General features: G+C 59.3%; 22 protein-coding genes. 17 read left to right on the forward strand and 5 right to left on the reverse strand.

Annotation, left to right across the window (positions count from 1 at the left end; translation table 11 throughout):
• Positions 1-10: 10 nt before the first annotated feature.
• The gene (locus J2X71_RS13590; RefSeq protein ID WP_310382589.1) at positions 11-1,444 is read right to left on the reverse strand and encodes an extracellular solute-binding protein; all 1,434 of its coding nucleotides are present in this window, start codon (positions 1,442-1,444) and stop codon (positions 11-13) included.
• Between the two features lie 295 nt (positions 1,445-1,739).
• Between J2X71_RS13590 and J2X71_RS13595 the strand changes: the two genes are divergently transcribed.
• From J2X71_RS13595 to J2X71_RS13620, 6 genes are all read left to right on the forward strand, one after another.
• Positions 1,740-2,624 carry a sugar phosphate isomerase/epimerase gene (locus J2X71_RS13595; protein WP_310382590.1) on the forward strand — a complete coding sequence of 295 codons (885 nt, stop codon included), beginning with the start codon at positions 1,740-1,742 and terminating at the stop codon, positions 2,622-2,624.
• Positions 2,625-2,688: 64 nt separating this feature from the next.
• Positions 2,689-3,903, forward strand: coding sequence for an ROK family transcriptional regulator (locus J2X71_RS13600; protein ID WP_310382591.1), 1,215 nt, complete (start codon positions 2,689-2,691; stop codon positions 3,901-3,903).
• A gap of 26 nt (positions 3,904-3,929) precedes the next feature.
• Positions 3,930-4,907, forward strand: a complete 978-nt coding sequence (locus J2X71_RS13605; RefSeq protein WP_310382592.1) for a sugar kinase — start codon at positions 3,930-3,932, stop codon at positions 4,905-4,907.
• Entirely contained in the window at positions 4,907-6,181 is a 1,275-nt protein-coding gene (locus tag J2X71_RS13610) for a D-tagatose-bisphosphate aldolase, class II, non-catalytic subunit (protein WP_310382593.1), read from the forward strand. The genes J2X71_RS13605 and J2X71_RS13610 overlap by 1 nt, the downstream gene beginning before the upstream one ends.
• A 24-nt stretch (positions 6,182-6,205) precedes the next feature.
• On the forward strand, positions 6,206-6,931 hold the full coding sequence (locus tag J2X71_RS13615) for an SDR family oxidoreductase (RefSeq protein WP_310382594.1): 726 nt from the start codon (positions 6,206-6,208) through the stop codon (positions 6,929-6,931).
• Between the two features lie 11 nt (positions 6,932-6,942).
• The gene (locus J2X71_RS13620; RefSeq protein WP_310382595.1) at positions 6,943-7,716 is read left to right on the forward strand and encodes an SDR family oxidoreductase; all 774 of its coding nucleotides are present in this window, start codon (positions 6,943-6,945) and stop codon (positions 7,714-7,716) included.
• Between the two features lie 89 nt (positions 7,717-7,805).
• On the opposite strand, the gene J2X71_RS13625 is transcribed toward J2X71_RS13620, so the two are convergent.
• Positions 7,806-8,291 carry a MarR family winged helix-turn-helix transcriptional regulator gene (locus tag J2X71_RS13625; protein ID WP_310382596.1) on the reverse strand — a complete coding sequence of 162 codons (486 nt, stop codon included), beginning with the start codon at positions 8,289-8,291 and terminating at the stop codon, positions 7,806-7,808.
• Positions 8,292-8,340: 49 nt separating this feature from the next.
• Here J2X71_RS13625 and J2X71_RS13630 point away from each other — a divergent pair, with 49 nt between their 5' ends.
• The 6 genes from J2X71_RS13630 to J2X71_RS13655 all read left to right on the forward strand — a co-directional run bounded on the left by J2X71_RS13630 (position 8,341) and on the right by J2X71_RS13655 (position 15,883).
• Positions 8,341-9,855 (forward strand): FAD-dependent oxidoreductase, encoded by a 1,515-nt coding sequence (locus J2X71_RS13630; protein ID WP_310382597.1) that lies wholly within the window; start codon positions 8,341-8,343, stop codon positions 9,853-9,855.
• 189 nt (positions 9,856-10,044) lie between these two features.
• Complete coding sequence (locus J2X71_RS13635; protein WP_310382598.1) at positions 10,045-11,598, forward strand: ABC transporter substrate-binding protein; 1,554 nt, start codon at positions 10,045-10,047, stop codon at positions 11,596-11,598.
• Between the two features lie 67 nt (positions 11,599-11,665).
• Entirely contained in the window at positions 11,666-13,441 is a 1,776-nt protein-coding gene (locus tag J2X71_RS13640; RefSeq protein WP_310382599.1) for an ABC transporter ATP-binding protein, read from the forward strand.
• Entirely contained in the window at positions 13,438-14,292 is an 855-nt protein-coding gene (locus J2X71_RS13645; protein WP_310382600.1) for an ABC transporter permease, read from the forward strand. Before J2X71_RS13640 ends, J2X71_RS13645 begins: the two co-directional genes overlap by 4 nt.
• Before the next feature lie 3 nt (positions 14,293-14,295).
• Positions 14,296-15,285, forward strand: coding sequence for an ABC transporter permease (locus J2X71_RS13650; protein WP_310382601.1), 990 nt, complete (start codon positions 14,296-14,298; stop codon positions 15,283-15,285).
• Between the two features lie 115 nt (positions 15,286-15,400).
• Complete coding sequence (locus J2X71_RS13655) at positions 15,401-15,883, forward strand: AraC family transcriptional regulator (RefSeq protein ID WP_310382602.1); 483 nt, start codon at positions 15,401-15,403, stop codon at positions 15,881-15,883.
• Positions 15,884-15,951: 68 nt separating this feature from the next.
• On the opposite strand, the gene J2X71_RS13660 is transcribed toward J2X71_RS13655, so the two are convergent.
• Together J2X71_RS13660 and J2X71_RS13665 are read right to left on the reverse strand one after the other, a co-directional pair.
• Positions 15,952-18,231, reverse strand: coding sequence for a PAS domain-containing protein (locus J2X71_RS13660; protein ID WP_310382603.1), 2,280 nt, complete (start codon positions 18,229-18,231; stop codon positions 15,952-15,954).
• A 61-nt stretch (positions 18,232-18,292) separates the two neighbouring features.
• Positions 18,293-18,943 carry a response regulator transcription factor gene (locus J2X71_RS13665; RefSeq protein ID WP_310382604.1) on the reverse strand — a complete coding sequence of 217 codons (651 nt, stop codon included), beginning with the start codon at positions 18,941-18,943 and terminating at the stop codon, positions 18,293-18,295.
• An 884-nt stretch (positions 18,944-19,827) separates the two neighbouring features.
• On the opposite strand from J2X71_RS13665, the gene J2X71_RS13670 reads away from it, so the two are divergent.
• Both J2X71_RS13670 and J2X71_RS13675 read left to right on the forward strand, forming a co-directional pair.
• Entirely contained in the window at positions 19,828-20,475 is a 648-nt protein-coding gene (locus J2X71_RS13670; protein WP_310382605.1) for a response regulator, read from the forward strand.
• Positions 20,476-20,526: 51 nt separating this feature from the next.
• Positions 20,527-20,913 carry a response regulator gene (locus J2X71_RS13675; RefSeq protein WP_310382606.1) on the forward strand — a complete coding sequence of 129 codons (387 nt, stop codon included), beginning with the start codon at positions 20,527-20,529 and terminating at the stop codon, positions 20,911-20,913.
• Positions 20,914-20,919: 6 nt separating this feature from the next.
• Here the strand turns inward: J2X71_RS13675 and J2X71_RS13680 are convergent, their stop codons facing one another.
• A complete protein-coding gene (locus tag J2X71_RS13680; protein WP_310382607.1) occupies positions 20,920-22,455 on the reverse strand; it encodes a PAS domain-containing protein in 1,536 nt (511 codons plus the stop codon).
• A gap of 317 nt (positions 22,456-22,772) precedes the next feature.
• Between J2X71_RS13680 and J2X71_RS13685 the strand changes: the two genes are divergently transcribed.
• The 3 genes from J2X71_RS13685 to J2X71_RS13695 all read left to right on the forward strand — a co-directional run bounded on the left by J2X71_RS13685 (position 22,773) and on the right by J2X71_RS13695 (position 25,046).
• On the forward strand, positions 22,773-23,519 hold the full coding sequence (locus J2X71_RS13685) for an SDR family NAD(P)-dependent oxidoreductase (protein ID WP_029868644.1): 747 nt from the start codon (positions 22,773-22,775) through the stop codon (positions 23,517-23,519).
• 309 nt (positions 23,520-23,828) lie between these two features.
• Positions 23,829-24,608 carry an alpha/beta fold hydrolase gene (locus tag J2X71_RS13690; protein ID WP_029868643.1) on the forward strand — a complete coding sequence of 260 codons (780 nt, stop codon included), beginning with the start codon at positions 23,829-23,831 and terminating at the stop codon, positions 24,606-24,608.
• Between the two features lie 165 nt (positions 24,609-24,773).
• Complete coding sequence (locus J2X71_RS13695; RefSeq protein ID WP_310382608.1) at positions 24,774-25,046, forward strand: hypothetical protein; 273 nt, start codon at positions 24,774-24,776, stop codon at positions 25,044-25,046.
• The last annotated feature ends 128 nt before the right edge of the window (positions 25,047-25,174 follow it).

Below are 25,174 nucleotides of genomic sequence, written 5' to 3' on the forward strand. Positions count from 1 at the left end.
GGAGGATGATTTATTTGCGATAGCCGAGCGACGTCAGCTCCTCTTCCGTCTTGGCGGCCATTTGGTCGAGACCTTCGTCGGGCGCGATATTGCCGGTCAGGATATCGAAGAAGATCGGCAGGGTTGCTTCACGCAACTGGGCATGGAACGGATAAGGAGGAGCGCCGGCGAAGAGTTTGCCCTGATCCTTCAGCATCGTGTAGAAGCCGCCGAGCTTGACGTCCATCGCCTTGACCTTCGGGTCGTCGAAGGTCGCCTTGTTGGTGATGCGGGGTGCTGCGATTGCCCAGTCGGGCTGCACGTCGTTTTGACCCATGAATTCGAGGAACAGCAGAGCTGCTTCCTTATTCTTGGATGTAATCGGCAGGCCGAAGGCGCCGCCGTCATAATAGCCGATATAGCCCTTTCCTGACTTCGCATCCTCCAGGACACCCGGCTCGAGTGGCGGCAGGGCAAAGCCTACTTTGTCGACCACCTTCGACTGCGCAGGATCGCTCGCGATCCATGCGGCGTTCTCGCCGTAGATCAATCCTTGAGCAACACGGCCGGCAGCGAAAGTCGTCGCCGTTTCCGTCCAGGTCGACTGGGTCGATTCCGGCGGGGCTATGTCGCGCAGATGCAGCCAGTATTTCAGCGCGGCCTTCGCCTTGTCGCTGTTCATTGCGCCGCCATGCTCGACCGTCGCTGCGTAGTTGTTGCTGGCGTCGATGCCCCAGTTGTAGACGCCGAAGGTCGGCGCGATGGATTCGAAATATTCGTACCAGGACGCGGCGTGACCTGTGTGGGCCTGAGCGGTGGTGCCCCAAAGCTCAATGCCGTTATCCTTGCCGTATTTGGTGAAGAATTCGGCGATCTGCGTGTAGTCCTCATGCGTGGTCGCCGGCTTCAGGTCCTTGCCGGTTTCCTTCTTGAAGGCTTCCTTGATCTTCGGATCGTCGAAAAGGTCCTTGCGATAGAGATAGGTCTTCAGGAAGGCTTCCATCGGTACGCCAAAGAGATCGCCCTTCTTGTCCTTGAAGTAGTCGGCGAAGCTGGTGAAGTTCGCGTCATCGTAGGTCGGCGCTTTCAGATCCGCCTGGTCCTTGAGCGTCTGGGTGATGTTGACGAGGAAATTCCGGGACAGATACGAATAGATGATGTCCTGCTCGATGTAGACCATGTCATAGATGCCAGTCTTGGCCTCCATGTCCTTGATGGCCTTGTCGTACATCTGATCCCAGGACGTCGTCTCGATTTCGACCTTGATGCCGGTCTTCTTCTCGAATTCCGGCGCGAGCACGTCCTTGATGTAGTTGGATGGCGGCGTGCTTTCGGTCACGCCGTGCAAGGTCACGCCTTTGAACTTGGCGCCGGCGTCGGACCAGAAGTCTGCCCATGCCGGCGAAGCCGCGGTGGCGAGGCTGAGCGTCAGCGCAAGCGCGCTGGCCTTCAGAGCGTAATTCATTTCAATCCTCCCAGATAGCAGCGAGATCATTTCGCCGGGCCATTGTGTAGACGAAAAATGCCGCTCACGCAATATTTGTTGTCTAAACCTGCAAATATGTCGGCTATGTCGTTGATTTTGGTAAGAACTAATTCTGGAAAAAGTAACAGAGGCAGAGTCCGTTCACTAAAATGCTGCAACGCAATGAATTCTCTCGCAATGGCAAAATTCTAAACTGTGAATTTATTTGTTGCTTTACCATACTAAATGGCATAGCTGTGGCGCAACGAAAGGCTTTCAGCGGAGGAAAAAAGCCATGCGCCGATTGGGTATCCATTCATTTGTATGGACAGGCGGCCAAACGCAGGAGGGCCTCGAAATGGCTCTCAACAAAACGGCCGAGCATGGATATCGCACAATCGAATTCGCTTATCTGCGCCCCGAGAAGTTCAATCTCGACCGTCTGGCGAAGCTCGCGCAATCGCTCGATGTCGAGATCGGCGTGACGATGGGCCTGCCGATCGACAGGGATATTTCGAGCGAGGATGCCGCTGCGGTATCCGCCGGCAAGCAGACGCTGGCAGATGCCGTGCGTGCGGTCCGTGACATCGGCGGAAACAAGCTTGGTGGGATCCTCTATTCCGCGCACACCAAGTACAACCGCCAGCCGACGAAGAAGGGCTGGGACAACAGCGTCGCCACAATCGCTGCGACTGCGGATGTCGCGAAGGATGCGAGGGTCGATCTCGTCCTGGAGATCGTGAACCGCTTTGAGACGAACCTTTTGAATACGGCCGCGCAGGGCCTGAAGTTCATCTCCGAAACCGGCTCGGACCATGTCCGACTGCATCTCGACACCTTTCACATGAATATCGAGGAAGCAAATCCGGCTGCCGCGATCCGGCTCGCCGGCGACAAGATTGGTTACTTCCACATCGGCGAGAGCAACCGCGGCTATCTCGGCGACGGCGTCATTAACTTCGACCTTATTTTCGATGCCTTGCTCGACATCGACTACAAGCGCGACATCGTCTTCGAAAGCTTTTCGACCACTGTTGTCGATGAAGGCCTCTCACTTGCCTGCGCAATCTGGCGCGACACGTGGACCGATAACGACCCGTTGGCGGCCCATGCCAAACGCTATATCGAACTGAAATACGAAGAAGCCAAACGGCGCCGCGTCACGAACGCACGCCCCTGATAATCCTTCTGCCGATCTGCTTCGCAAGTGTGGGCTGGAGCAGTCGATTTGAAGAGAAATGAACATGAACGACACCGTCTCCATCGGAAGTTCGCCGCGCAGGATCAGGCAGAACAACATCGTCGCAGCCCTGCAGACGATCTACAGCCATCGCCGCCTGAGCAGGGCCGATCTGGCGCGGAAGCTCGGGATGAACCGTTCGTCATCAGGGGAGATCGTCGCCGAACTGACGGAAAGCGGCTTGGTCCAGGAGTCGGAAGACAGCAGCAAACAGCGCTCGGAACAATCCCGTGCCGGCCGTCCGGGGATCATGCTCGAACTGGTTCCGGATGCCGCATTCTTTGCCGGGATAGAACTTGGCGTCGAGCATATATCTGCTGTTGTCGTGGACTTTTCGGCAGATGTCCGGGCCTGCCGCAGGCTGGCCTTCCATGCGCAGTCCTCGACAGTGGAGGAGGCCGTGGCGCGCGGCGTCGAACTGATCATGGACGCCATGTCGAAGGAGATGATTGAGCGCTGCAAAGGGCTCGGAATATCTGCGCCCGCGCATATCCGGCCGGAAGGAATTGTCACGCTGGCGCCGATCATTGGCTGGCGGGAGGTGCCGCTGAAGGAGATCGGCCGCAGTGCCTTTCCAGCCGAGGTGCCGATCGCGGTGGAAAACGACGCCAATGCTTTCGCGATCGGTGACAGCTATCGTCATGGCGTTTCCGGCGTAACGCTCTTTCTGCTCATGGAAACCGGCGTCGGCGGCGGGATCATGATTGATGGAAAGCTGTTTCGCGGCGGTCATGGCCTTGCCGGCGAAATCGGCCATACCCTCGTGCCGGGAAGCGGCGGACAGAAATTCGAGCAACTGATCGGCCGCGAGGTACTGATCAGGCAGTACCGGGAGGCGACCGGCCGCACCGACGTCGATCTGCAGGATTTCCTCACCGATGTTCGCGATCGTGTTCCTGATGCTGTGAACATAGCGGAGATCTGGTCGCGGCATCTCGCCTACGCGCTGCTGCAGGCCTGTCGTCTGCTCGATCCTGATAGGATCGTGCTCGGCGGTTCCGTAGCGTCGCTCTATCCGATGGTAGCGGCCCGTGTGGCGGTCCACATGTCGGAAGGCCAGAACATTCCTTTTCCGACCCCCGAGATCGTCGTCGATGGCGACGCGGAGTTCGGTTCCGCCTTCGGGGCGGCATGCATGCTGCACCAACGCTTCCTCTCTCTCGAAAACGAGGAATTCGGTGGCGAAGACAGTGCACTACAACGATCAACAGCGATTTAGCGACACCTATCGAAAGCAGGATTGCAATGGTTTCAGTGCTGGCTCCGGACCATCTCGGTCCCACGGTTTGCGTCGGCGAGATCCTCGTGGAGATCGTTGCGACGACGGTCGGAGAAGGCTTTCGTGAGGCTCAGCCGCTCGTCGGTCCGTTTGCCAGCGGGGCGCCAGCGATCTTCATCTCGCAATGCGGCCGGCTGGGCGGAGCAGCGGCGATGGTCGGGGCAGTCGGCAGCGATGATTTCGGTCGCGTCAATATTGACCGCCTCAGGTGTGATGGCGTCGATGTGTCGACCATTTCCATCGACCCTGACTATCCGACCGGAAGCGCCTTCGTCCGATACCGCAAGGACGGCTCCCGCGACTTCGTCTACAATATCGCGAAGTCCGCGGCCGCCCGCTTCGGCTGGTCGCAGGGCGTCAGCGATCTCATCAACCGCAGCGGACATCTCCATGTGATGGGTTCGGCTCTCTCCGTTCCGAGCGCTCGGGAAGTAATCGACAAGGCTGTCGACATCGTGAAGGCGCGAGGCGGAACGCTCTCGGTCGATCCGAATATCCGCAAGGAATTGCAGCTCGACGAGGATACCGAGCGTCGATTTGCCAGGCTTGTCGCCACCGCCGATCTTCTATTGCCGTCAGGGGAAGAGCTTGAGCGGGCCGCCGGCATCTCGGGCGAAGCCGAGGCGATCCACCGTCTTTTCGAAATAGGCGTGAAGGAGATCGTGCTGAAGCGCGGAGCGGAGGGCGCGACCTATTTCGGCAGGGACGGCGACCGCATCGACGCTCCTGCATTTCTCGTCGAAGAGGTCGATCCTACCGGCGCCGGCGACTGCTTCGGCGGGGCCTACCTCACCTGCCGGCGGCTCGGAATGTCTCCGGGCGAGGCTCTCACCTATGGTTCGGCCGCAGGTGCGCGCAATGTGACGATCCGCGGTCCGATGGAAGGCGCAGGCACGCACCAGGAACTCGACGCATTCATCGCCTCGACGAAAAGGCGCTCGTAATGCAGATAAAGCTGAACGAACTGGCTGCGCTCAGGGCTCAGGGCCACCCCGCAGGGATCACCTCGGTCTGCTCGGCCCATCCAATCGTGCTGCGGGCTGCGCTGCGTCATGGGCGTGACCATTCGAGCACGGTCCTAATCGAAGCCACCTGCAACCAGGTCAACCATCTGGGCGGCTATACCGGAATGACCCCTGCGAACTTTGCGGCTCTTGTGTTGCGCATCGCCGAAGAGGAGGGCTGCCCGGAAAACCTCATCGTGCTTGGCGGCGACCATCTCGGACCGAATCCCTGGCGGGAACGTGCGGACGAAGAAGCCATGGCTGAGGCTGAGAGGATGGTGGCGGCCTATGTCGATGCCGGGTTCCGCAAGATCCATCTGGACGCATCGATGGGCTGCATGGGTGAACCCGCCGCATTGGACGACGAGACGACCGCTCATCGCGCTGCCCGCCTTGCCGCTGTCGCAGAGACCTCGGCAAGGCGGGCAGGGAGCGCCATGCCGGTTTATGTGATCGGCACGGAGGTTCCTCCTCCCGGCGGCGCGGATCACGCGCTGACCACGATCGAGCCGACTGCGGCTTCGGCCGCCAGGCGGACGATCGATGTCCATCGCCGCGTTTTCGCCGAGGCCGGCCTTACGGAGGCGTTTGGGCGTGCCATCGGCCTGGTGGTGCAGCCGGGCGTCGAGTTCGGCAACCACAATGTCATCAGGTACGACCGCAGCAAGATCGATAAATTGAAGCAGGTGCTCGAGGACGAGCCGCAATTCGTGTTCGAAGCGCATTCCACCGATTATCAGGGCACCGGTCCGCTGACCGCGCTCGTTGAAGACGGTTTTCCGATCCTCAAGGTCGGACCGGAACTAACTTTCGTTCTGCGCGAGGCCCTCTATGGGCTGGACCTGATTGCATCCGACCTCGTGCCTGATTATGGCGAGCGTCCCCTGTACGCTGCGATGGAGGCTTTGATGCTGGCGCATCGGGAGCATTGGAGCCGTCACTATCATGGCACGGAGGGCGAGCAGCGCTGGCTTCGGCATTATTCGCTGTCCGATCGCATCCGGTACTATTGGACGGCTGAACAGGCTCAATCTGCCGTTGCGCGTCTTTGCGACGCACTCGCCGGAAAATCCGTACCGCTCCCGCTGTTCTGGCAGCACATGCCGGACGCCGAGCGATTTTCCGACACGCCGCTCGATCCGGAGGAGGTTTTGGTCTGGCGGGTGGCGAAGAGCCTTGCCGAATATCATGCAGCATGCGGCGGAGTGAGATGAGGCCGCATAACCGAGGAGGAAAGAATGAACGAGTTGAAAGGGAAGATCGCTGCGATCACTGGCGCAGCGTCTGGTATCGGAATGGCATCGACGGAGGCGATGATCGCGGCAGGGGCCACGGTCGTTCTCGTTGACCGCGACGAGAAGGCGTTAAAAGCAGCCTGCGAGCGTCTCGGGGAGCAGGCGATACCTCTCGCTCTGGACCTGCTGGATCCGGAGGCATGTGCTCAGCTTCTTGACCGCGTGCTGTCGAAGGTGGGACAGCTCGACATTCTGCATGCCAATGCTGGCACCTATATCGGTGGCGACCTCGCGGATGCCAATCTCGACGCCATCGACCGGATGCTGAACCTCAACGTCAATGTGGTGATCAAGAACGTCCGGACCGTCATTCCGCACATGATCGGGCGCGGCACAGGCGACATCGTCGTCACGAGCTCGGTCGCTGGCCATTCGCCCGTTCCATGGGAGCCGGTCTATTCGCCGTCGAAATGGGCGATGACGTGCTTTGTCCAGACGATGCGCCGCCAGCTTCTGAAAAGCGGCATTCGTGTCGGCTCGGTTTCGCCAGGACCGGTCATCAGCGCGCTGCTGGCCGACTGGCCGGAGGAGAACCTCCGCAAGGCGAAGGAGGCCGGCGCCCTGATCGAACCCAAGGAGGTGGCCGACGCGATCATGTTCATGCTGACGCGTCCGCGCAACGTGACGATCCGCGACATCGTCGTTCTTCCAAGCGCATTCGACATCTGAGGGACCGAACCATGAGTTATCAGGAAAAATTCCGTCTCGATGGTGAACGCGCGGTCGTCACCGGCGGCGGACGCGCCATTGGACTTTGCTGCGCCCACGCGCTTGCCGAGGCCGGTGCCGCCGTCGTCGTGATCGAGCGTAATGAATCGGACGCAGAGCAGGCTCTGTCTCTCAAAGACAAGGGATATGACGTCGAGTTGCGTCTCGGTGACGTGACCGATTCCGCCCGCATGGAGGCGATCGCTAATGAACTCGCCGACAGCGGACGGCCGGTGACGATCCTGGTGAACAATGCCGGGATCGGCCAGAACGGGATTGCAGCAGAAGATGTCACGGATGCCGATTGGCTGCGGATGATGAATGTCAACGTCAATGGTGTCTTTTGGTGCTCTCGCTCCTTCGGCCGCCATATGGTGGCGATGAAACGCGGGGCGATTGTCAATCTCGGCTCAATGTCCGGCATCATCTGCAATCGGCCGCAGCCGCAGACGGCCTATAACGTTTCCAAGGCTGCCGTTCACCACCTCACCCGTTCCATGGCGGCCGAATGGGCTCAGCACGGTGTCAGGATCAATGCTGTCGCGCCAACCTATATCGAGACGCCGATGGTGGCTGCAGTCGAAGCCAATCGCGAGCGGATTCCGATCTGGCTTGCCGATACGCCGATGGGGCGAATGGGCACGCCGGAAGAGGTTGCAAGCGCGGTTCTCTTCCTCGCATCCGGTGCGGCAAGCCTGATGACGGGGGCAATTGTCAACGTCGATGCAGGATTCACCTGCTGGTAGGCCGGCTTCGGTTGAGAGTTTCGAGGCGCCTGCGATCCCGCTGGCGCCTCATTTCCGTCCGTTAGCCTGCCCATCTGTACCGTGGCTCGTCAGCTTTTTGCCGGATGATCCATCACGGCATCGGCAAACTTCCGCATCAGGCGGACCAGATTGTCCAGATCATCGGGATCCCAGGTCTTGAATATCTCGATACCTATCCTCTCACGCGCCGCATCGACGCGATCTGTCATCGATTTGCCCTTCGCGGTGACGACCGCTTCGCTGACGCGCCGGTCTGTCGCGCTCGGCTGACGTTGAATGAGGCCGAGGCTCTCCAGCTTGGCGACCTGACGGCTGACCGTTGTGTAGTCCCGGCCGGCGCGGTCAGCCAGATCGACCACGCCAATCGGCCCCAATCTTTCAATGCCCACCAGCAAGGGGAAGAGGGCGCGGTCGAGCGAAATCCCTGCCTCCTTGACCATTGCCTCATCCCGTTGCGGCCGGTTCATCACGCTGACGATCTCAAGCAGCGATCCGTGAAGTTCATGGATGCGATTTGAGATATGTGTATTTTGCACATGTTTTGTTGACGACATTCCAGCTCTCCTGTTATGTGCATAATACACATAAATAGGAGCGGCAGCAATGACAGAGGATGACGCAATCGATGTATTGATTTGTGGTGCCGGCGCGGCTGGCCTGACGCTAGCGATCGATCTCGCCCGGCGAGGTGTATCTTTCCGGCTGATCGAGAAGATGGATGATCCGTTCCGAGGTTCGCGCGGCAAAGGGATACAGCCGCGAACCCTGGAAGTGTTCGAGGACCTAGGCATCGTCGACAAGATTGCCGCATCCGGCGGTTACTATCCGCATCAGCGTGAATATCGCGGCGACGGCAGCATGAGAGATGTCGCACTTGTCGAGGCCTGTGAGCCGGTCCCATCGGAACCCTACGGAGTGCCTCTGCTCGTGCCTCAATTCCTGACGGAGAGAGCGATGCGGGAGCGCCTTGCCGAACTCGGCCATGCTCCGGAGTTCGGCTGCGCACTGGTCGCCTTCGAACAGGATGGGCAGGGTGTAACAGCAAGACTTGCCAATGGCGGCGAAGAACAGACTATCCGCGCATCCTATCTCATCGGCACCGACGGCGGCCGAAGCTTTGTGCGCCAGGCGCTCGCCGTCGGCTTTCCCGGAAAGACGCTCGGCGTTCGCGCCATCGTTGCCGACGTGACATTGACAGGCCTCAGCCGCGATGTCTGGCATCGCTTCAACGAGGGGTCGATGGAGACACAGATTTCCTTTTGTCCCTTGACCGAAAAAGGGTCTTTCCAGATGCAGGGACCAGTGCCTCTCGAAGGCGACATCGACCTGTCGGCCGAAGGGCTTACGGCGCTGACTGCCGAACGGACCGGTCGTACGGATATCCTCATCCAGTCTGTCTCCTGGGCATCCGCATTCAACATGAATGCCCGGCTTGCCGACAGCTATCGTGTCGGTCGCGTCTTTCTCGCCGGAGACGCGGCCCATACCCATCCGCCGACGGGCGGCCAGGGTCTGAATACCAGCGTTCAGGACGCCTACAATCTCGGCTGGAAGCAGGCAGCCGTCCTATCAGGCGCCCCGGAGACGCTTCTCGATAGCTATGAGGAAGAGCGCCGTCCGGTCGCGGCAAGCATGCTGGGACTTGCGACCAGATTGCTCGAAGACATGAAGCGTGGCGAAATTCGGCGTGGCCGTGAGGTTCGGCAACTGGACATCGGCTACCTCGGTTCGAGCCTGTCGCTCGAAGACCCCCAGCGTCAGGCTCGCATCGTTGCCGGCAACCGCGCCCCCGACGCGCTGCTGAAAGGCGCCGCAGGACAACCCGCGCGGCTGTTTGACCTCTTTAAAGGCCCTCATTGGACGCTGCTGGAATTTGAAGTGGAGACGGTTGGCCTCCAGCCACGCAAAGGATTGCATATCCAAAGCATCGGGCAAGGCGGCGACCTGATCGATAACAAGAACCAGTTCCGCGACACTTACGAAGTTGCGTCAGGTGACCGGATTCTTGTCCGTCCGGATGGTTATGTCGGCGCGATCGTCTCGCAGGGCGACGTGGCGGCATTGGAAGCCTATCTTCATGATGTCGGGTTGAAAACGGGGGCGGCCGCCAGGCGATGAAAATGCCTCCGCGGCATCGCTTCGCCCGCGAAAGCAGAAATATTTATGGCGCGGAATCTTCAAAGCTTTTCAGTAACACGCCGCTATGATTGTGATGATAATGGGCGTTCGACGACGGTGCGTGCCGGGCAATAGCTGCCTTGCGCTTCCGCCGTCCGCGGCCGGTATGACGCAATCACGGATCACTCAATGCCGATAATCTTGTTCGCTTCGATATTCTCACGTTTCAACCGGGTTATCAGTCTTCGCCTGCTTGCATTTTTGCTTGGATCGCTGATCTGCGTCGCGGCCGGTCATGCAGAAGATATCCTGCGGATTCCCTATTCGTCTGATATCGGCACCCTGGATCCGGATAATGGTTTCGAAGTCGCCGGATTGACGACGCTGGACAGCATTTATGAGGGCCTCGTCAAATACGAGGCGGGCTCGACCAGGATTGTCGGATCACTGGCAAGGAGTTGGGAGATCTCCGGCGATGGCTTGACCTACACGTTCCACCTCGTCGAGGGCGCCAAGTTCCACGACGGCACGGCCTTGAATGCCGATGCCGTCGTCACCTCGTTCAAGCGCCGCCGCGACGGCGGTTTTGTGCAGAACTACACACTAGCCAACTTGGCAGATATCGCAGCATCAGACAGGTCCACTGCCGTCATCACGCTACGGCACGCGCAGCCCTCATTCCTGGATGGCCTTGCAAGCCCGTGGGGGCCGAAAATCATCAGCCCGGCCGCGATTTCTGAGCATGCCAAGGGTGATTTTGCGACGGGATGGCTGACCGAGCATGCAGCTGGGACCGGGCCGTTCAAATTGTCCGAGTTCAAGCGTGGCGAACGCTACGTGCTCGAGCGCAACGAAAACTATTGGGGCGCCAAACCCTATTTCAGCAGGGTGGAACTGCCCGTCATCCCCGATATCGGCCAGCAAATTCTCAAATTGAAGGCTGGCGAAATCGATGGCGTGCCGACCAATTACCCCTTCGCACAGCTCGGCAGTCTGCCGGCCGATCTGGAAATAACATCTGCCCCCAGCATGGCGCAGTTCGAGGCTTTCGTTAGGCCGGGATCGCTGCTTGAAGATGCCGAGGTTCGCAAGGCGGTTCTGACCGCGATCAATCCGAATTTGTGGGCAAGCGATGCCTTCGGGCAATATGCCCAAGTCTCGAAATCGCTCTTTCCGAACATCATGCTGGATCCGGCGCAGCCGGTACGGTTTCCGACCGATTTCGATGCTGCGAAGTCCACTATCGCCAAGCACGGCCCTGTCGCGCTCAACATCGGGCTTTATAGCGCCAATCCGAGCTATGGGCGTATCGCCGACCTGATGATCGCGCAGCTATCGATGATCGGCGTCGAGGCGACCTCCCATATCATGCCGCCGGGGGCAGCCTATGCCATGAAGGGCGATCCGGCGGCTCCCGATATGCTGTTGATCATCGCCTCTCCGGATGCGGCCCATCCCGATAGCCAGGCAAAGGCATTCTTCACCAAGGACGCGCCGCTGAACCTTTATGGCAGCGCCCTTCCGGAGGCGGACGCCGTCATCGCCGAAGGTGCCTCCGCAACGGATATGAGCACACGCAACACACTCTATGAAAAGGCAGGGCGCATGTATTTCGACGCCGGCCATTTCATTCCGCTCGTCGATGTCGACGACGTGGTCGTCCATCGCAAGGATCTAAAGGATCTCGGTCTTCGTCCTGTCTTCCCGAGAGGCAGCATCGACTTTTCAAGTGTGGGGCGCTGATGGTTGAGCGCACGACTCTCGGCAGGATTCATTGCTGCATTTTCACCTGCGGGGAGCTGTGGAGGCTGTGACCAGGGCTGCGCTCTCCATCGCTGATCTCCAAGTCGTCCTTCGGCGAAATGGTCGCGATCACCTCGTGCTCGACGACATCAGCTTCGAGGCTATGCCGGGCGAGATCATCGCGGTCGTCGGCGAAAGTGGTTCCGGCAAAACCACCCTCGGCGCGGCAATCCAGGGCCTGTTGCCGGCCTCCAGCGAAGCTGGTGTCATCGGCTCCATTCATGTTGCCGGCACCGAGATCGTGGGAGCAACGCCGCGGGTGCTGCGGGCTGCCCGTCACGGGCTAGTTCGCGCCATTCCGCAGGATCCGATGGGTGCGCTCAACCCGACGATGACGATTCGCCATCAGCTGCGGGAATCGGCAGGCGGAGACGATAATTTCATCAGGGATTGGCTGGGCCGGGTCGGACTCTTGGATGCGGACGCCATACTCGATGCATTTCCGCATCGCCTATCGGGCGGGCAGCGCCAGCGCATCCTGATCGCGATGGCGCTGATGGCACAGCCGCAGGTCCTGATTGCCGATGAATCGATCACCGCGCTCGACTTCGCCCTGCAAAGCAAGATTCTCGAACTGCTGCGCAAGGTGGCGCGGGAGCAGCAGACCACAATACTTTTCATCACGCATAATCTGACCGCTGCAGCATCGCTCGCTGATCGCGTACTCGTGCTCTACCGGGGGCGTATTCTGGAGATCGGCAGAACCGGCGATGCGCTGACCCATCCCGGCCATCCCTATCTGGCCGGCCTGCTTGCGACCCAGTTCGATTTCGATACGGATCGCCAGCGCTCCCTGCCCGCTCTGCCGGCGGAGCGACTGAGCCTTGCCGATCCTGAGCATGTTTGCTGCTATGCCTCCCGTTGTCCCGTCATTAGGGACGAGTGCATAACCAGCCGGCCCGAACTCATGCCGCTTTCTGCTACCGAACACACTGCCGCCTGCTTCTTCCCCGACTTGGCGCAATCCAGCGCACGTCAGTATCGCTTCACGGAAGCCTGGCCAACCGTTGCGACAGCAAAGCCGGTGGAGGCGCTGCGACTGTCCAATGTCAGCAAAAGCTTCACGTCGACTGTCGGTCTGTTCGGCCGACGCCGGCAGCGGAAGGTGCTGGAATCGGTCGATCTCTCGGTCGGACTTGGTGAATGCGTCGCCCTGCTCGGCGAGAGCGGCGCGGGCAAATCGACGATCCTCAGGCTCGCGGCCGGGCTTCTGTCGCCCGACAGCGGCGAGATTGTCCGGATTGACGATGCCCCACAGGTTGTTTTTCAGGATGCGGTTGCCTCGCTGACACCCTGGCTGCCGATCGGTGAGCAGATCGGCGATCGGTTAAGGCATCTCGGACTCGGCAAGGAAGAGCGTCTCGACAGGGTCGTCGAAGCGTTTGCGTTGGTCGGCCTCGATGAGGGCCTGATGTCTTCGCTACCCGCCAGCCTCTCCGTCGGTCAATGTCAGCGTGCCGTGCTTGCCCGCGCGATCGTCGTGCCGCCGAAACTCTTGCTCTGCGACGAGCCGATCAGCGCGCTCGACGTGTCGCTCGCTGCCACCACGCTGAACCTTCTCGGAGAGATCAGGCGGCGGCTCGGTATGGCGGTGCTGTTCGTTACCCATGATCTGGCTGCCGCCAGAATAATCGCCGATCGTATTGCCGTGCTGGGAGAGGGCAGGGTGACGCACGAAGGGGATCCTGACACGATAACTGCCGGCTTCAATCCTCTATCGATGAACGCCATTCTTGCCTCGATATCGAGAATGCATGTGAGCACAGGCGGGCAGGACACATGAACGTTCCGGAACTCCTCCCCGAGGAGCGGCTCGTCCGCTGGCCCGTCATCCTAGGGCGCATCGGCTGGATCGATCGGATCGGGGTGTTCGGAGCGATTATCATCACGATCATCGCCCTGTTCGCGACGTGGCTGACGCCGTTCAATCCTCAGCTTCGCGTTGCGGCCGCTTATCTGCCGCCTTCATGGGAACACTGGTTCGGGACGGACGAGATTGGGCGCGATCTTTTTTCGCGCATCGTCCTCGGTATCCAATACACATGGCTGCCCGCAATTGTTCTCATTCTCGTCAGCCTGATCGTTGGTGGATGCATCGGCATGGTCCCCGGCCTCGTCAGCCGCAGGCTCGACATTCTGGCGCAATGGCTGGTCGACTTTTTCCTCGTCTTGCCGTCTACGCTTGTGGCTCTGGCGGTGATCGCAACGCTCGGCGCGGGGCTGACCAATACTATGATAGCGATCGGCATCGCTTGGTGGCCCTGGTACGCCCGCATATCCCGCGACGAACTGCGCCGGCTGAACGCCCGCCCGCATGTGGAAGCTGCAAGAATTGCCGGCATCGGCGGCCCGCGTCTGCTGCTGCGCTATATCCTTCCCGGTGCCATTCCGGCCCTGCTGGTCGCTGCGACGCTTGATGTCGCCAACGTGATCATGACGATGTCGCTGATGTCCTTCATCGGGCTCGGCCAGCCGGCGCCGGCACCCGAACTGGGGGCTATGACATCCCGTGCGCTCGATAGCCTCTCTGTCTATTGGTGGCTTCCAATGTTGCCGGCAGCGGTCATTTTTCTCATCTGCCTCTTCGCCAGTCTCGCAGGAGATGGTCTGCGGACTGCATTGCGAGGGGCCTAGAATATGCTGGCATATTTCCTCAGGCGCATACTGGGTCTGGCTGCCGTTCTCCTGATGATGAGCTTTGCGGTATTCTGCCTGCAAAGCATCATTCCCGCCGACCCCGCGCGCGCCATCGCCGGGCCGCTCACACCTCTGTCAAACGTGAATGCGCTTCGCCAGCAGCTCGGCCTCGATGATCCTATTGTCGTTCAATATGGCCGGTTCCTGTCGCGGCTGGCGCGGGGCGATCTCGGGGCGTCGGTCCGGACCCGTCAGCCGGTCGCCGCCGACATCAGGCAATATTTGCCGGCATCGCTCGAACTGTCATTGGCGGCTCTCTGCATCGGGCTTTTGCTGGCAGGCATTCTCGCGGTGCTACCTCATATTGTCGGTGGCTCCGGCGGGCTGCGGTTTCTCTTCATTGCGGCAGGTTCGGTGCCGATTTTCATGTCCGCCTTGCTTCTGGTCTATGTCTTCTGGTTCCGTCTCGGCTGGCTGCCTGGGTCGGGCAGGATGAGCGATGCTGATTTCGCCGGCCCAAGCGGCTTCAATCTCATCGATGCGCTTATCGGCGGCAGGGGCGACCTCAGCCTGGATGCGATCCGGCATTTGTTTCTGCCTGCCTGCGCTTTGGCGCTACCGATCGCCGTCGCGGTGGGGCGAAGCCTCAACAGCGCGCTGCGCGAGGTGATGCAGCAGGCCTATATCGGGACTGCGCGGGGGAAGGGGCTTCGAGAGACAGCGGTAGTCTTGCGCCATGGTCTTCGCAACGCCGCCTCGCCGACTCTGGCGATGATCGGTCTGCAGATCCGGCTTCTGTTCGGCAACCTGCTGATCGTCGAGCTTGTCTTCGGGTGGCCCGGCCTCGGGCTCTATATGGTGCAGTCCCTGACCAGCGCCGATCTTCCGGCCGTTCTCGGCGTCACCATTGTTCTCGGAACCTTCTATATTCTCGTGAACATCATCGTCGAAATCCTGCAGACGCTCGCCGATCCGCGTATTGAGCTATAACACGCTTGAAACCTATCCCTTCGGCGTAGTGCGCTAGACCTCAACCTTATGGATTTCCCGGGCGATCAGAGTTCATCTGGATATGGCGATCCCGCCAGCTGCATGGGGCGGTCTGATGGATGATGAGATCAGGTTGAAGCAAGGCGTTTCGGCGGTGTCCCGGTACTGTCATTCGTCCGAATCTCGTGTTCGGTCGCAGGCCTCAGAGGCAAATATTCCGGAGAAGAGCCACCGCAGGACCGGGCTCAGCGACTGGCAGGTCAAACGCGTCACCGACTATGTCGATGCAAGATTGGAAGGGCCGGTTCGCGTCGACGATCTGGCGGCTGCGGCAAAGCTCAGCCCCGGCCATTTCCGCCGCGCCTTTTCGATCAGCTTCGGCATGTCGCCCTACGCCTTCGTCATGCAGCAGCGGATCGAACGCGCCCGGACATTGCTGCTCGCCTCCGAGCACGAAATGGGTGATATCGCCTTTGCTTGCGGCTTGTCGGACCATGCGCATTTCAGCCGGCTGTTCCGGCGTTTTGTCGGAACGACACCCAGCCAATGGCGGCATGAACTCGCGACGCAAAGCGCCTCTCAAGACGGCATCCGGTAGTCCCGATCACCTTTCGCCACGATCAACCGGTCCGCGAGAACCAGTCGTGCTGCTTGCGTCGCCGCCGGTCATGCTGACAGGGATTCGAGTTCCCTAACCGGTGGCCTGATGTGGATTTCGCGCGGCGCCGGCTTGGCCTGAAGGTCCCGCACCGGCAGGCTGAATGTGATCGATGCACCGCCGCGAATGCCATTCTCGGCCCACAGTCGTCCCCCGTGGGATTCGATGATGGAGCGGCAGATCGCAAGGCCCATGCCCATTCCGTCCTGCTTTGTCGTATAAAACGCCTCGAAAATTTTCTCGGTGTCGCTGATCCCGGTACCCCGGTCGCTCACCTCCACCTCGACCGTATCGTCGTCCCTCAGCCTGGACTCGATTTTCAGAGTACGGGCTCTGGGCTCGATATCGTGCATCGCTTCGATGCCGTTGCGGATGAGGTTGAGCATTACCTGCTCCAGCTGCACATGGTCCGCGCTGGTGACAGGTAGATAAGGGTCGAGATTGATATCAACCTTCACCTTGTTGGAGGTGAGCTTGTCGGCGATCAGTTCGCAGGCATCGTTGATCAGATTGTTCAGATCCACGGCGGTTCTGGGGTAGGCGGTCTTGCCGAACAGCGCCCTGATGCGGCTGACCACTTCGGCGGCCGCATCGGCATCGCGCACGATCCAGTCGGCGGAACGTAGCGCGCGTTCGAGGTTCGGCGGCTCCGCATTCAGCCATCGGCGGAACGCGTTCGCATTGGCCACCACCGCCTGCAGCGGTTGATTGAGCTCATGCGCAATCGAGACGGAAAGTTCGGACATGCTGGCGGCGCGCAGCGCCCTTGCCAGCCTCTCGTCGGATTGGCGCAAGGCCTCCTGCGCGCAAACCTCGTCGTCGATGTCGAGATTGACGCCATACCAGCGAATGATCTTGCCGTTCTCGTCGCGCAGGGGTTCGACGCGTGAATCCATCCACCTGTATTGGCCGTCCTTGTGGCGAAGCCGGCCCTTGTGATTGATAGGCTGACCCGTCGCAATAGCATTCCTGAATGCCTCTGCCACTGCGGCGCGATCATCGGGATGGACCAGATCCGCCTGGGCGGCGACCTGTTCCGTCGTCTTTGAATGAATATCGCCTTCGTTGAGCCCCGCCCATTCGGAGAAGCGCTTGTTGAGATAGCAGGGAAGCCCCTCGGGGGTCATGAGCCAGATCAGCGACGGCACCGTATCGACGATCAGACGCAATTCTGCTTCACGCTCACGCGCTGCTTCGTGCGCTTCCATCTCGTCATGGATGTCGAGGCAGACGCCGTACCACTGAATGATCTGACCGTCAGCGTCGCGCAGTGGCTCGGCCTTGCCGTCGATCCAGCGATAGACGCCATCGAAACGCCGCTGCCGGTATTTCAGCGCGAAGCGCTCGCCGGTTTCAAAAGCCTGCGACAGGCTCCTCTGGAATAGCGCTCGGTCTTCGGGGTGAATGGCCTCGATGATCGCCGTCGCGAACCTTTTTGTGTCTGCGGGATCGTTGCTCGCAAGCGAAATCCCGGTCCAGCGCATAAGTGGCTTGTTGATATAAGAAGTCTCGCCGGCGGCGTTTGCGCACCAGACGAGGGCCGGCACCGTATCGATCATCTGCTGCAATTGCTGCTGGCTCTCCCTGAGGGCAGCTTCCGCCTTTCGTTGATCGTCGATGTCGACCGAGGTCGCGAACCAGGCGGTGATGCGGCCTTGTTCGTCACGCGACGCGATGGCGGAATCGCGCAGCCACCGGTAGGTTCCGTCGGCGCGCCGGACCCGCTGTTCTTCGAAGATCGGCTCTCCGGTCCTGAGACTGTGCTCCCATCTTGCCATGCATCCTTCGACCTCGTCGGGATGGACGAAAAGGCTCCACCATGAATGGTTGTCGAGCTTGGCGATCCTGCTCATTTCCTCGGCACTCACGCCGACAAAATCGAGCGCTTTCGGGTTCAGGAAGCGCAGGCGGCCGTCGGGATAGGCCGACCAGCCGAAGCCGGGAATGTCTTCGATATTGGGCTGGATATTCTTGTAAACGTGGTCGAAGAGGCTCTGCGGTTTGAAGACGTTGATGAAAAACCAGAGCGCGGTGGCGCAGCAGGCGAACATGACGACCCGGGCGGGTTCGTCATTGCCGAAATTGGCGGGAGAGAGAACGACAGCCGCTGTCAGCAAACAGCCGATGAGCAGCACGGCCAGACCTGTGCGCCAGCTTGTATAGAGCCAGATAGCGACCATTGCGACGAGAATGCCGGAGGGATCCGCGAAAAGCCCCGCCAGCAGGATGCCGCTGCCGCCAATAGCCATGGCCGTGACGATCCGTTCTTTTGACGATGTCAACTGCATGGAAGTCCTCTTCGCTTTTGCTGTCGTTACTTTTTACGTGACCTAGCGCTGGTGCGTAATTTTAGCCATCGCTCATTCGAACATGCGAAGGCAGCGCCTGCCAGACATTGAAAAGCTGCGCCACCGAACTGACCTGCATTTTCTTCATCATATTGCTGCGGTGAAGCTTCACCGTAAATTCGCTGATCCCGAGGGAGAAGGCTATCTGTTTGTTGACCTCGCCGGAGACGACCAGTTTCAGAACCTGGCGCTCGCGAACGGTGAGGGTTTCAAACAGGGAAACGTATCGATCGGCTGCAGACAGTGCGTTCCTGCGGCTGACATCGGTGGCGATGGCTTTGGACACGGCATCGAGAAAGGTCTGGTCCCGCACAGGTTTGGTCAGGAAATCCTGCGCCCCGGCCTTCATCGCCTGCACGCTCATTGCGATATCCCCGTGTGCCGTTAGAAACAGGACGGGTGTCGTAACGCCATTTCGGGTCAGATGATGCTGCAGGTCCAGACCGCTGATGCCGGGCATGCGGACATCCAGCACGACGCAACTTGGGCGGTCGGGCAGCTTTGCTTCAAGAAATTCCCGGCCCGATAAAAATGTCATTGCGTCGATGCCGACCGAATTCAATAAGTTCTCCAGAGCCGCGCAAACGGTCACATCGTCATCAACCAAAATCGCGATCGGACTTTTCGACCCCTTGGAGGTGGTCACCCCCATGCATGATCCTCCACTGCCAGCAGACATGCCGCTTCCCTGAACTGCATGAGGATACAGTCACAGGCGAGGAAATTGAAGGAGGGGGCGACTAAACCAAATATATATGTCGGAGTGCGTTTTTATACTTCTGGTTTCTTGTGGATTCGTTTTCTATCTATACGGGAGCGAGACCTTGCTGAAATGCGCCTCAGTTCAGCTAGCGAGATGCAACCCTGAATGCCGTCGGCCGATGCTGGAGCGATACGGCCAGCATTTCGCCATTCACGACAAAATATGCGACCTTCGGTTCGGCTTGCGATGAGGAGGATGTCGCAAGCGGCACGTAGATTTTCGTGGACGCCTTGGGCGCCGATGTCGCTCCATAACCGAGATACACCAGTATCCCGATGATCAGGCCGCCGATGACCAAAAGCGGAAACCTCGGCATCTCGAGGGGCCTGTATTGAGAGCTTGGGTCATGCCTCATGATCATCGCCTTTGATTGATCTTCGACATGATCAGCTTACAGGCGGTTTGCGGGCCGGGGAGTTATACGAAGGTGTGCGCAGGGGCAACGAAGGTGTGTCTTGCGATAGTTCTGCGCGGGTTTATCGAGCTTGGGTCGCCTGACGCAGCTGGCGGACTACCTGTTTGCAATTACGAGAGAATTTGACAGACCTGTGGATCGATCTTTCAGCCCAACCTAGACCCTTGGCGTATTTTTGTGATGGGGTCCACGTGTTAGTATGGCAGGCAGGTTACCACGTCGCCAAATGCAATTCCGACGTGGGCCTTGGCGGACGGGAATCCCTTCATGAATGCTGCGGAACGAGGCAGCGTCAAATTGGCCGCGATGCGGCAGTAGGGTAGATATGCAAAGCCGTCGTTTGGAGGCGCAGAAAGCCATGACGATCGATCAAGTCAGCACGAGGGACGAGCCGGTTGTCTGTATCGTTGACGACGAAGGCCCTGTCAGGGCCTCGCTGGTGGACCTTTTCGAGTCGGTGGCGATGAAGGCCATCGCATTCGAGAGCGCTTCGGATTTTCTGGAGCGCTGCGATATGGGGCAGGCGGGCTGCATTCTTTTGGACGTGCGGATGCCCGGCATCAGTGGCTTGGACTTCCAAGGCCAACTCGCCGCCGCCGGCAACACCATGCCCATTATCTTCATGTCGGGTCACGGAAGTATCCCGCTGACCGTAAAGGCGATGAAGGCGGGAGCAACGGACTTCCTGATCAAGCCATTTGCCGGCAGCGCCGTGATCGCCGCAGTTGGCGAAGCGATCAGGCGGGATGCAGAGAACCGGAAAGAGGCCGCTATCCGCACCCAGGTGCAAAACTGTGAAGCCAGGCTTACTCCGCGCGAGCGGGAAGTCTTGCATTATGTCGCAGCCGGATTGATGAACAAGCAGATTGCACATGAAATGCAGATCAGCGAAATCATGGTGAAACTGCATCGGGGACGAATGATGAAAAAGATGCAGGCAGGCTCCCTTGCGGAGCTTGTCCGCAAATTTGACATGTTGAAACCGGATCTCAAACTGTATCAGTAACCTGCGCGGCGCCTAGCTCATTGCCCGAAAAAGAAGAATTGTACTGACGCAATGGCAAGTTCCCCCAACAAGACTATCGCTGTCATTGATGACCATCGCTATCTCAGGGAATCCCTCAAGGATCTGCTCGAGGCGGCCGGTTATGAATGCGAGCTTTACGAGTCGGCCGAGAGATTCCTGAACGAAAAAGGTTATTCGCTCGTTGATTGCATTCTTGCCGACGTCAGAATGCCGGGAATGTCCGGTGTCGAGATGCTCCAGGCATTGAGCAGGATGCCATCCCACCCGCCTGTCATCATCATGACTGCGCATGGGGACAAGGACGTCGAGGCCGCCGTCTTTCAGGCGGGCGCGATCGCGTTTCTAAAGAAACCCGTCAATGCCGACTTGCTCATGTCGTGGCTGGAGCGCGCGATCAGCGACTATCGCGCAGGCTAGTCGTCCTCATGCGTGAGCGGCCTGTTCGACTTCAACCGGCAGGGTAAAGACGAATTTCGCTCCGTGTGGGTCGGCTTGCTCAACGCTTAGCCGCCCGCCGTGAGATTCGACGATGGAGCGGCTGATTGCCAGCCCCATTCCCATCCCTTGGCCTTTTGTCGTGAAGAAGGGCTCGAATATTCTGTCGGGGAATTCGACGCCCGGGCCGCGATCGCTGATCTCTATCTGCACGGTATCTGTCGCACGGCGGGCGCGAATGTGCAGAACGCGGTCATCGCCAGCAGAATCCATGGCCTCCAGGCCATTGCGGATGAGATTGATCAGGACCTGTTGGACCTGAACCCGATCGAAGGCGATCGGCGGAAGGTCGCGCTCGAGCTCGATATCCATGCGCACGCGCCGCCGCATCGCTTCCTCGGCCATGAGGTCGCGTGCTTCTCTGACCACGCTATCGAGTGCGGCGTAATCTCTCGACGTTTCAGAGCGTTTGAACAAGGCGCGGATGCGGCCGACGACTTCGACGGCCGAATGTGCGCTTGCCGAGATGCGCTCAACTGCTTTCTGCGCCCGTTCGATATTGGGCGGTTCCGCCGAAAGCCAGCGCTGGCTGACATCCGAGCTTGATATGACGGCGGCGAGCGGCTGACTGATCTCATGGGCGATCGAGGCGGAAAGCTCGGCAAGGCTCGCCGCCTGGCTTGCCCGCGCGAGGTTCTGCTGGGCGAGGCTCAAAGCCTCCTGCACGCGAACCTGATCCTCGACATCGATGGACAGGCCGTACCATTCCACGATCGCACCGTTTCTATCGCGAAGGGGCTCGAACCGGCCTTCCGTCCAGTGGAACATACCGTCCGGCCCGCGTCGTCTGTATCGCATCATGAAAGGCTCGCCCACCCGGATGCAGTGCGCGGCCCTGCGCTGCACCTCAGGGCTATCCTCGGGATGGACAAGTTCCTGCGCTGCGCGTGCAAATTCCTCGAAATTCGCTTTGGAGAGGCCCAGTTCCTGCATATAGCGCCTGCTGACGTAGGAGAGCTCGCCCGCCGGTGTCCAGCTGCAGATGTGCACCGGCAAGGCATCGATGAGCCGTTGAAGATGCCGTTCGCTGCGTTGCAACGCCTCTTCGGCGTGGACCTGATCGTCGATATCGTGGCAGAGGCCATACCACTGGCTGATGCGTCCATGCCGGTCGTGTATCGAATCTGCGCGGCTCGACATCCAGCGATAGACGGCGTCGTAGCGGCGCAGCCGGTATCGTGTGGAAAAGCTTTCGCCGGTGGCGAAGCAATGATGGAGCGCGTCCCTGAAGCCCGAGGCATCATCTGGGTGGATCGCCATCTCGATCATTGCATCCAGCCGGCTCATGCCCGGTAACTGTAAATCGGCAATATCCCGACCGAGGTAATCGATCATCTGTTTGTTGAAGAAGATCGGCTCGCCATCTGCGGTCAACCGCCAGATGTGAGACGGCACCCTATCGACGAGTTCGGCGAGCGCCCGTTCCCGTTTGCGCAATGCTTTGACGCTCCGGCTGACGATCATCCCCTGCTCCTGGCGACACATTCACGTCTCAACAGGCTGAAGTGCCTGCAGCAGGATTTTATCCTACGATACAGCGGAAAACGAAAGCAATTCATACGGGAACGATGCGTCTTGGCTGCCAGTCGCTGCCGATCTGCCTGGATGTCGTCGCGCCGGATGACGAACTGGATGCGTTCATCCGCTAAGCGGGTTTCGTGATAGACGATCGGCCGCGCCCGCTCATTTGTCTGTTGCAGGCAAAGTTCCTTGTCCTCGGACCCGGCTAATAGCGGCCAGCGCAACTGTTTATCTCCTGCGCGTCAACAAGGAGAATTCAGATGCCAAGCCTAAAGGATAAGGTGGCCATCATCACTGGTGGCAATAGCGGTATAGGAAAAGCGACGGCGCGGCTTTTTGCCGAGGAGGGGGCGAAGGTCGTCATCACCGGACGCCGCCAGGATGTCGTCGAAGAAGCGGTTCGGGCTATCGGCAATGGGGCAATCGGAATTTGCGGCGACGTCGCCAGCATCGATTACCATCGCCGGCTCGCGGCTGAGGTAACGGAGCGTTTTGGCGCCATTGATGTTTATATGGCCAATGCCGGCATCATCAATCTCGCGGCGTCAGAAACGGTCAGTGAGGCCGAATACGACCAGCATTTTGCGGTGAATACGCGCGGTGTCTTCTTCGGTGTTCAGACCATCGCTCCGCATATGCGCGATGGCGGAAACATCATCGTCACGAGTTCTCTGGCCGGGACGAAGGTTTTGCCGAACCACACTGTTTATGCCGGTACCAAGGCTGCGCTCGCCGCATTTGCGCGCAATTGGGCGATCGAATTCAAATCGCGCCGGATCCGCGTCAACATTCTCAGTCCCGGTCCTGTCGAGACCGAGATCCTGGGAAAACTCGGCGTCAACGAAAGCAACCGTCCGCAGTTCGAGCAGCAGATGGCGGATCTGATACCGGCAGGACGTCTCGGGCGCCCCGAAGAACTGGCTCAGGCCGCGCTCTTCCTTGCGTCGGCCGGCACTTTCGTAAACGGAATCGAACTCCACGTCGACGGGGGTATGTGCGTGGCCTGACGCCAATGTCGTCGGATTTTTGCGCGGCCGGCTCGTATGCCGGCCGTAGCAATCTCTTGTCCCGAAGATGGCCCCCTAGGCGGAGCCCTGTGTCGGTACTGATGGGAAAGTCTTAGAACGGAGGTTTGGGTTGTTGCAGAACGCTCGCCGATACAACGATATGGCTGCTCACGTTGGCGATCGCGGCGCCTGGCCTGACGTCCGAAACGTCCTTCATCCAGTTGGTCGTCACCAGTTGAACAAAAAGTGACTCGACATATTAATTGTGTCATATTAAATTGTGCGCAATTCAACAAAGGAGACCAACCGATGCATAAAATCTTGAAATCCGTATTCGCACTCGGCGCACTGGCAATTCTCGTCGCCCCTGCAGCCGCTGAATCAGCAAAGCCGACGGTGGTGCTCGTGCACGGCGCCTTTGCCGATGCATCGAGCTGGAACGATGTCATCGCTCGTCTGGAAAAGGATGGTTATCCGGTTGTCGCCGTTGCCAATCCGCTGCGCAGCGTAAAGTCGGATGGTGATTATGTCGGCCGCATCGTCGCCGGCATAAAGACCCCGGTCGTTCTCGTTGGCCATTCCTATGGGGGTTCAGTCATCAGCGAGGCTGCTGCGGGGACGAAGAATGTCGAAGCGCTGGTCTATGTCGCGGCCTTTGCTCCTGACAAAGGCGAGTCCGCCGCAGACCTCTCGGGCAAGTTCCCCGGCAGCACTCTGGCGCCGACGCTTGCCGAGCCGGTGGCATTGGAAAATGGCGGAAAGGATCTGTATATCCAGCAGGGTAAGTTTCATGAGCAGTTTGCTGCTGATGTGCCGGCAAAGACCGCAAAGCTGATGGCAGCAACCCAGCGCCCAATTACCGAAGCAGCCTTGACAGAGGGAGCGCCCGGTGCGGCGTGGCAGACCATTCCTTCCTGGTTCATCTACGGTGATGCAGACAAGAACATTCCCGCCAAAGCTCTCGGCTGGATGGCAGAACGCGCTCACTCCAAGGAGACCGTCGTGGTCAAGGGTGCCTCCCACGTCGTAATGGTTTCTCATCCCGACAAGGTTGCGAAGATCATCGAAGACGCGGCTTCCGCCAAGTAACGCTAAAACTTCATCTTGTTCTTGAATGGGCTCCGTCCTCGTTGGCGGAGCTCAAATGCTGTTGTCGGTGCGGCCGAAGTGGTGAACAATCTGAAATTGTGTAGTTTATGCCGATGCGGCGTTTCGTATTTGCCTTGGCAATTGGAAACAACGTACCGATGTCTTATGAGCACCTGGAGCGGGATGTTCCAACCAGTCTGCATCGCTGACGATGAGGCCTCTATCCGCGCCTCTATGATCGATCTCTTTGAAACGGCCGGCATGCGGGCAGTCGCCTACGAAAACGCCGATGATTTCCTCGATTGTGTCGATCTTTCTCAGGCTGGATTGCATTCTGCTCGACAAAATCGTGGCGGGATGGTCAACGTGACGCCCTTGATGCATCGTCGGCAATCGCACGCGGCTGAAGAAACAGTAAAGTCTGTCACGGCTCATTAGACATCCAGCTCAATCGCTCAGGCCGGCCAAGATCGTCCGCCTAAACCTGCCGCCGTCTTTGGATGTGACGATCAGGCCGGCAAATCCTGGCGGCCGGACGACCGTCAGCTCGACAACCCGACTTCAAT

The sequence above is a fragment of the Rhizobium sp. 1399 genome (assembly GCF_031455475.1).
Taxonomy (GTDB): Bacteria; Pseudomonadota; Alphaproteobacteria; order Rhizobiales; family Rhizobiaceae; genus Rhizobium.

What these genes read in the sequence shown, in the direction of transcription:
- J2X71_RS13590 (WP_310382589.1), bottom strand. Translation starts at nt 1,444, where the DNA reads ATGAATTACGCTCTGAAGGCCAGCGCGCTTGCGCTGACGCTCAGCCTC.
- J2X71_RS13595 (WP_310382590.1), top strand. Translation starts at nt 1,740, where the DNA reads ATGCGCCGATTGGGTATCCATTCATTTGTATGGACAGGCGGCCAAACG.
- J2X71_RS13600 (WP_310382591.1), top strand. Translation starts at nt 2,689, where the DNA reads ATGAACGACACCGTCTCCATCGGAAGTTCGCCGCGCAGGATCAGGCAG.
- J2X71_RS13605 (WP_310382592.1), top strand. Translation starts at nt 3,930, where the DNA reads ATGGTTTCAGTGCTGGCTCCGGACCATCTCGGTCCCACGGTTTGCGTC.
- J2X71_RS13610 (WP_310382593.1), top strand. Translation starts at nt 4,907, where the DNA reads ATGCAGATAAAGCTGAACGAACTGGCTGCGCTCAGGGCTCAGGGCCAC.
- J2X71_RS13615 (WP_310382594.1), top strand. Translation starts at nt 6,206, where the DNA reads ATGAACGAGTTGAAAGGGAAGATCGCTGCGATCACTGGCGCAGCGTCT.
- J2X71_RS13620 (WP_310382595.1), top strand. Translation starts at nt 6,943, where the DNA reads ATGAGTTATCAGGAAAAATTCCGTCTCGATGGTGAACGCGCGGTCGTC.
- J2X71_RS13625 (WP_310382596.1), bottom strand. Translation starts at nt 8,291, where the DNA reads ATGTCGTCAACAAAACATGTGCAAAATACACATATCTCAAATCGCATC.
- J2X71_RS13630 (WP_310382597.1), top strand. Translation starts at nt 8,341, where the DNA reads ATGACAGAGGATGACGCAATCGATGTATTGATTTGTGGTGCCGGCGCG.
- J2X71_RS13635 (WP_310382598.1), top strand. Translation starts at nt 10,045, where the DNA reads ATGCCGATAATCTTGTTCGCTTCGATATTCTCACGTTTCAACCGGGTT.
- J2X71_RS13645 (WP_310382600.1), top strand. Translation starts at nt 13,438, where the DNA reads ATGAACGTTCCGGAACTCCTCCCCGAGGAGCGGCTCGTCCGCTGGCCC.
- J2X71_RS13650 (WP_310382601.1), top strand. Translation starts at nt 14,296, where the DNA reads ATGCTGGCATATTTCCTCAGGCGCATACTGGGTCTGGCTGCCGTTCTC.
- J2X71_RS13655 (WP_310382602.1), top strand. Translation starts at nt 15,401, where the DNA reads ATGGATGATGAGATCAGGTTGAAGCAAGGCGTTTCGGCGGTGTCCCGG.
- J2X71_RS13660 (WP_310382603.1), bottom strand. Translation starts at nt 18,231, where the DNA reads ATGCAGTTGACATCGTCAAAAGAACGGATCGTCACGGCCATGGCTATT.
- J2X71_RS13665 (WP_310382604.1), bottom strand. Translation starts at nt 18,943, where the DNA reads ATGGGGGTGACCACCTCCAAGGGGTCGAAAAGTCCGATCGCGATTTTG.
- J2X71_RS13670 (WP_310382605.1), top strand. Translation starts at nt 19,828, where the DNA reads ATGACGATCGATCAAGTCAGCACGAGGGACGAGCCGGTTGTCTGTATC.
- J2X71_RS13675 (WP_310382606.1), top strand. Translation starts at nt 20,527, where the DNA reads ATGGCAAGTTCCCCCAACAAGACTATCGCTGTCATTGATGACCATCGC.
- J2X71_RS13680 (WP_310382607.1), bottom strand. Translation starts at nt 22,455, where the DNA reads ATGATCGTCAGCCGGAGCGTCAAAGCATTGCGCAAACGGGAACGGGCG.
- J2X71_RS13685 (WP_029868644.1), top strand. Translation starts at nt 22,773, where the DNA reads ATGCCAAGCCTAAAGGATAAGGTGGCCATCATCACTGGTGGCAATAGC.
- J2X71_RS13690 (WP_029868643.1), top strand. Translation starts at nt 23,829, where the DNA reads ATGCATAAAATCTTGAAATCCGTATTCGCACTCGGCGCACTGGCAATT.
- J2X71_RS13695 (WP_310382608.1), top strand. Translation starts at nt 24,774, where the DNA reads ATGAGCACCTGGAGCGGGATGTTCCAACCAGTCTGCATCGCTGACGAT.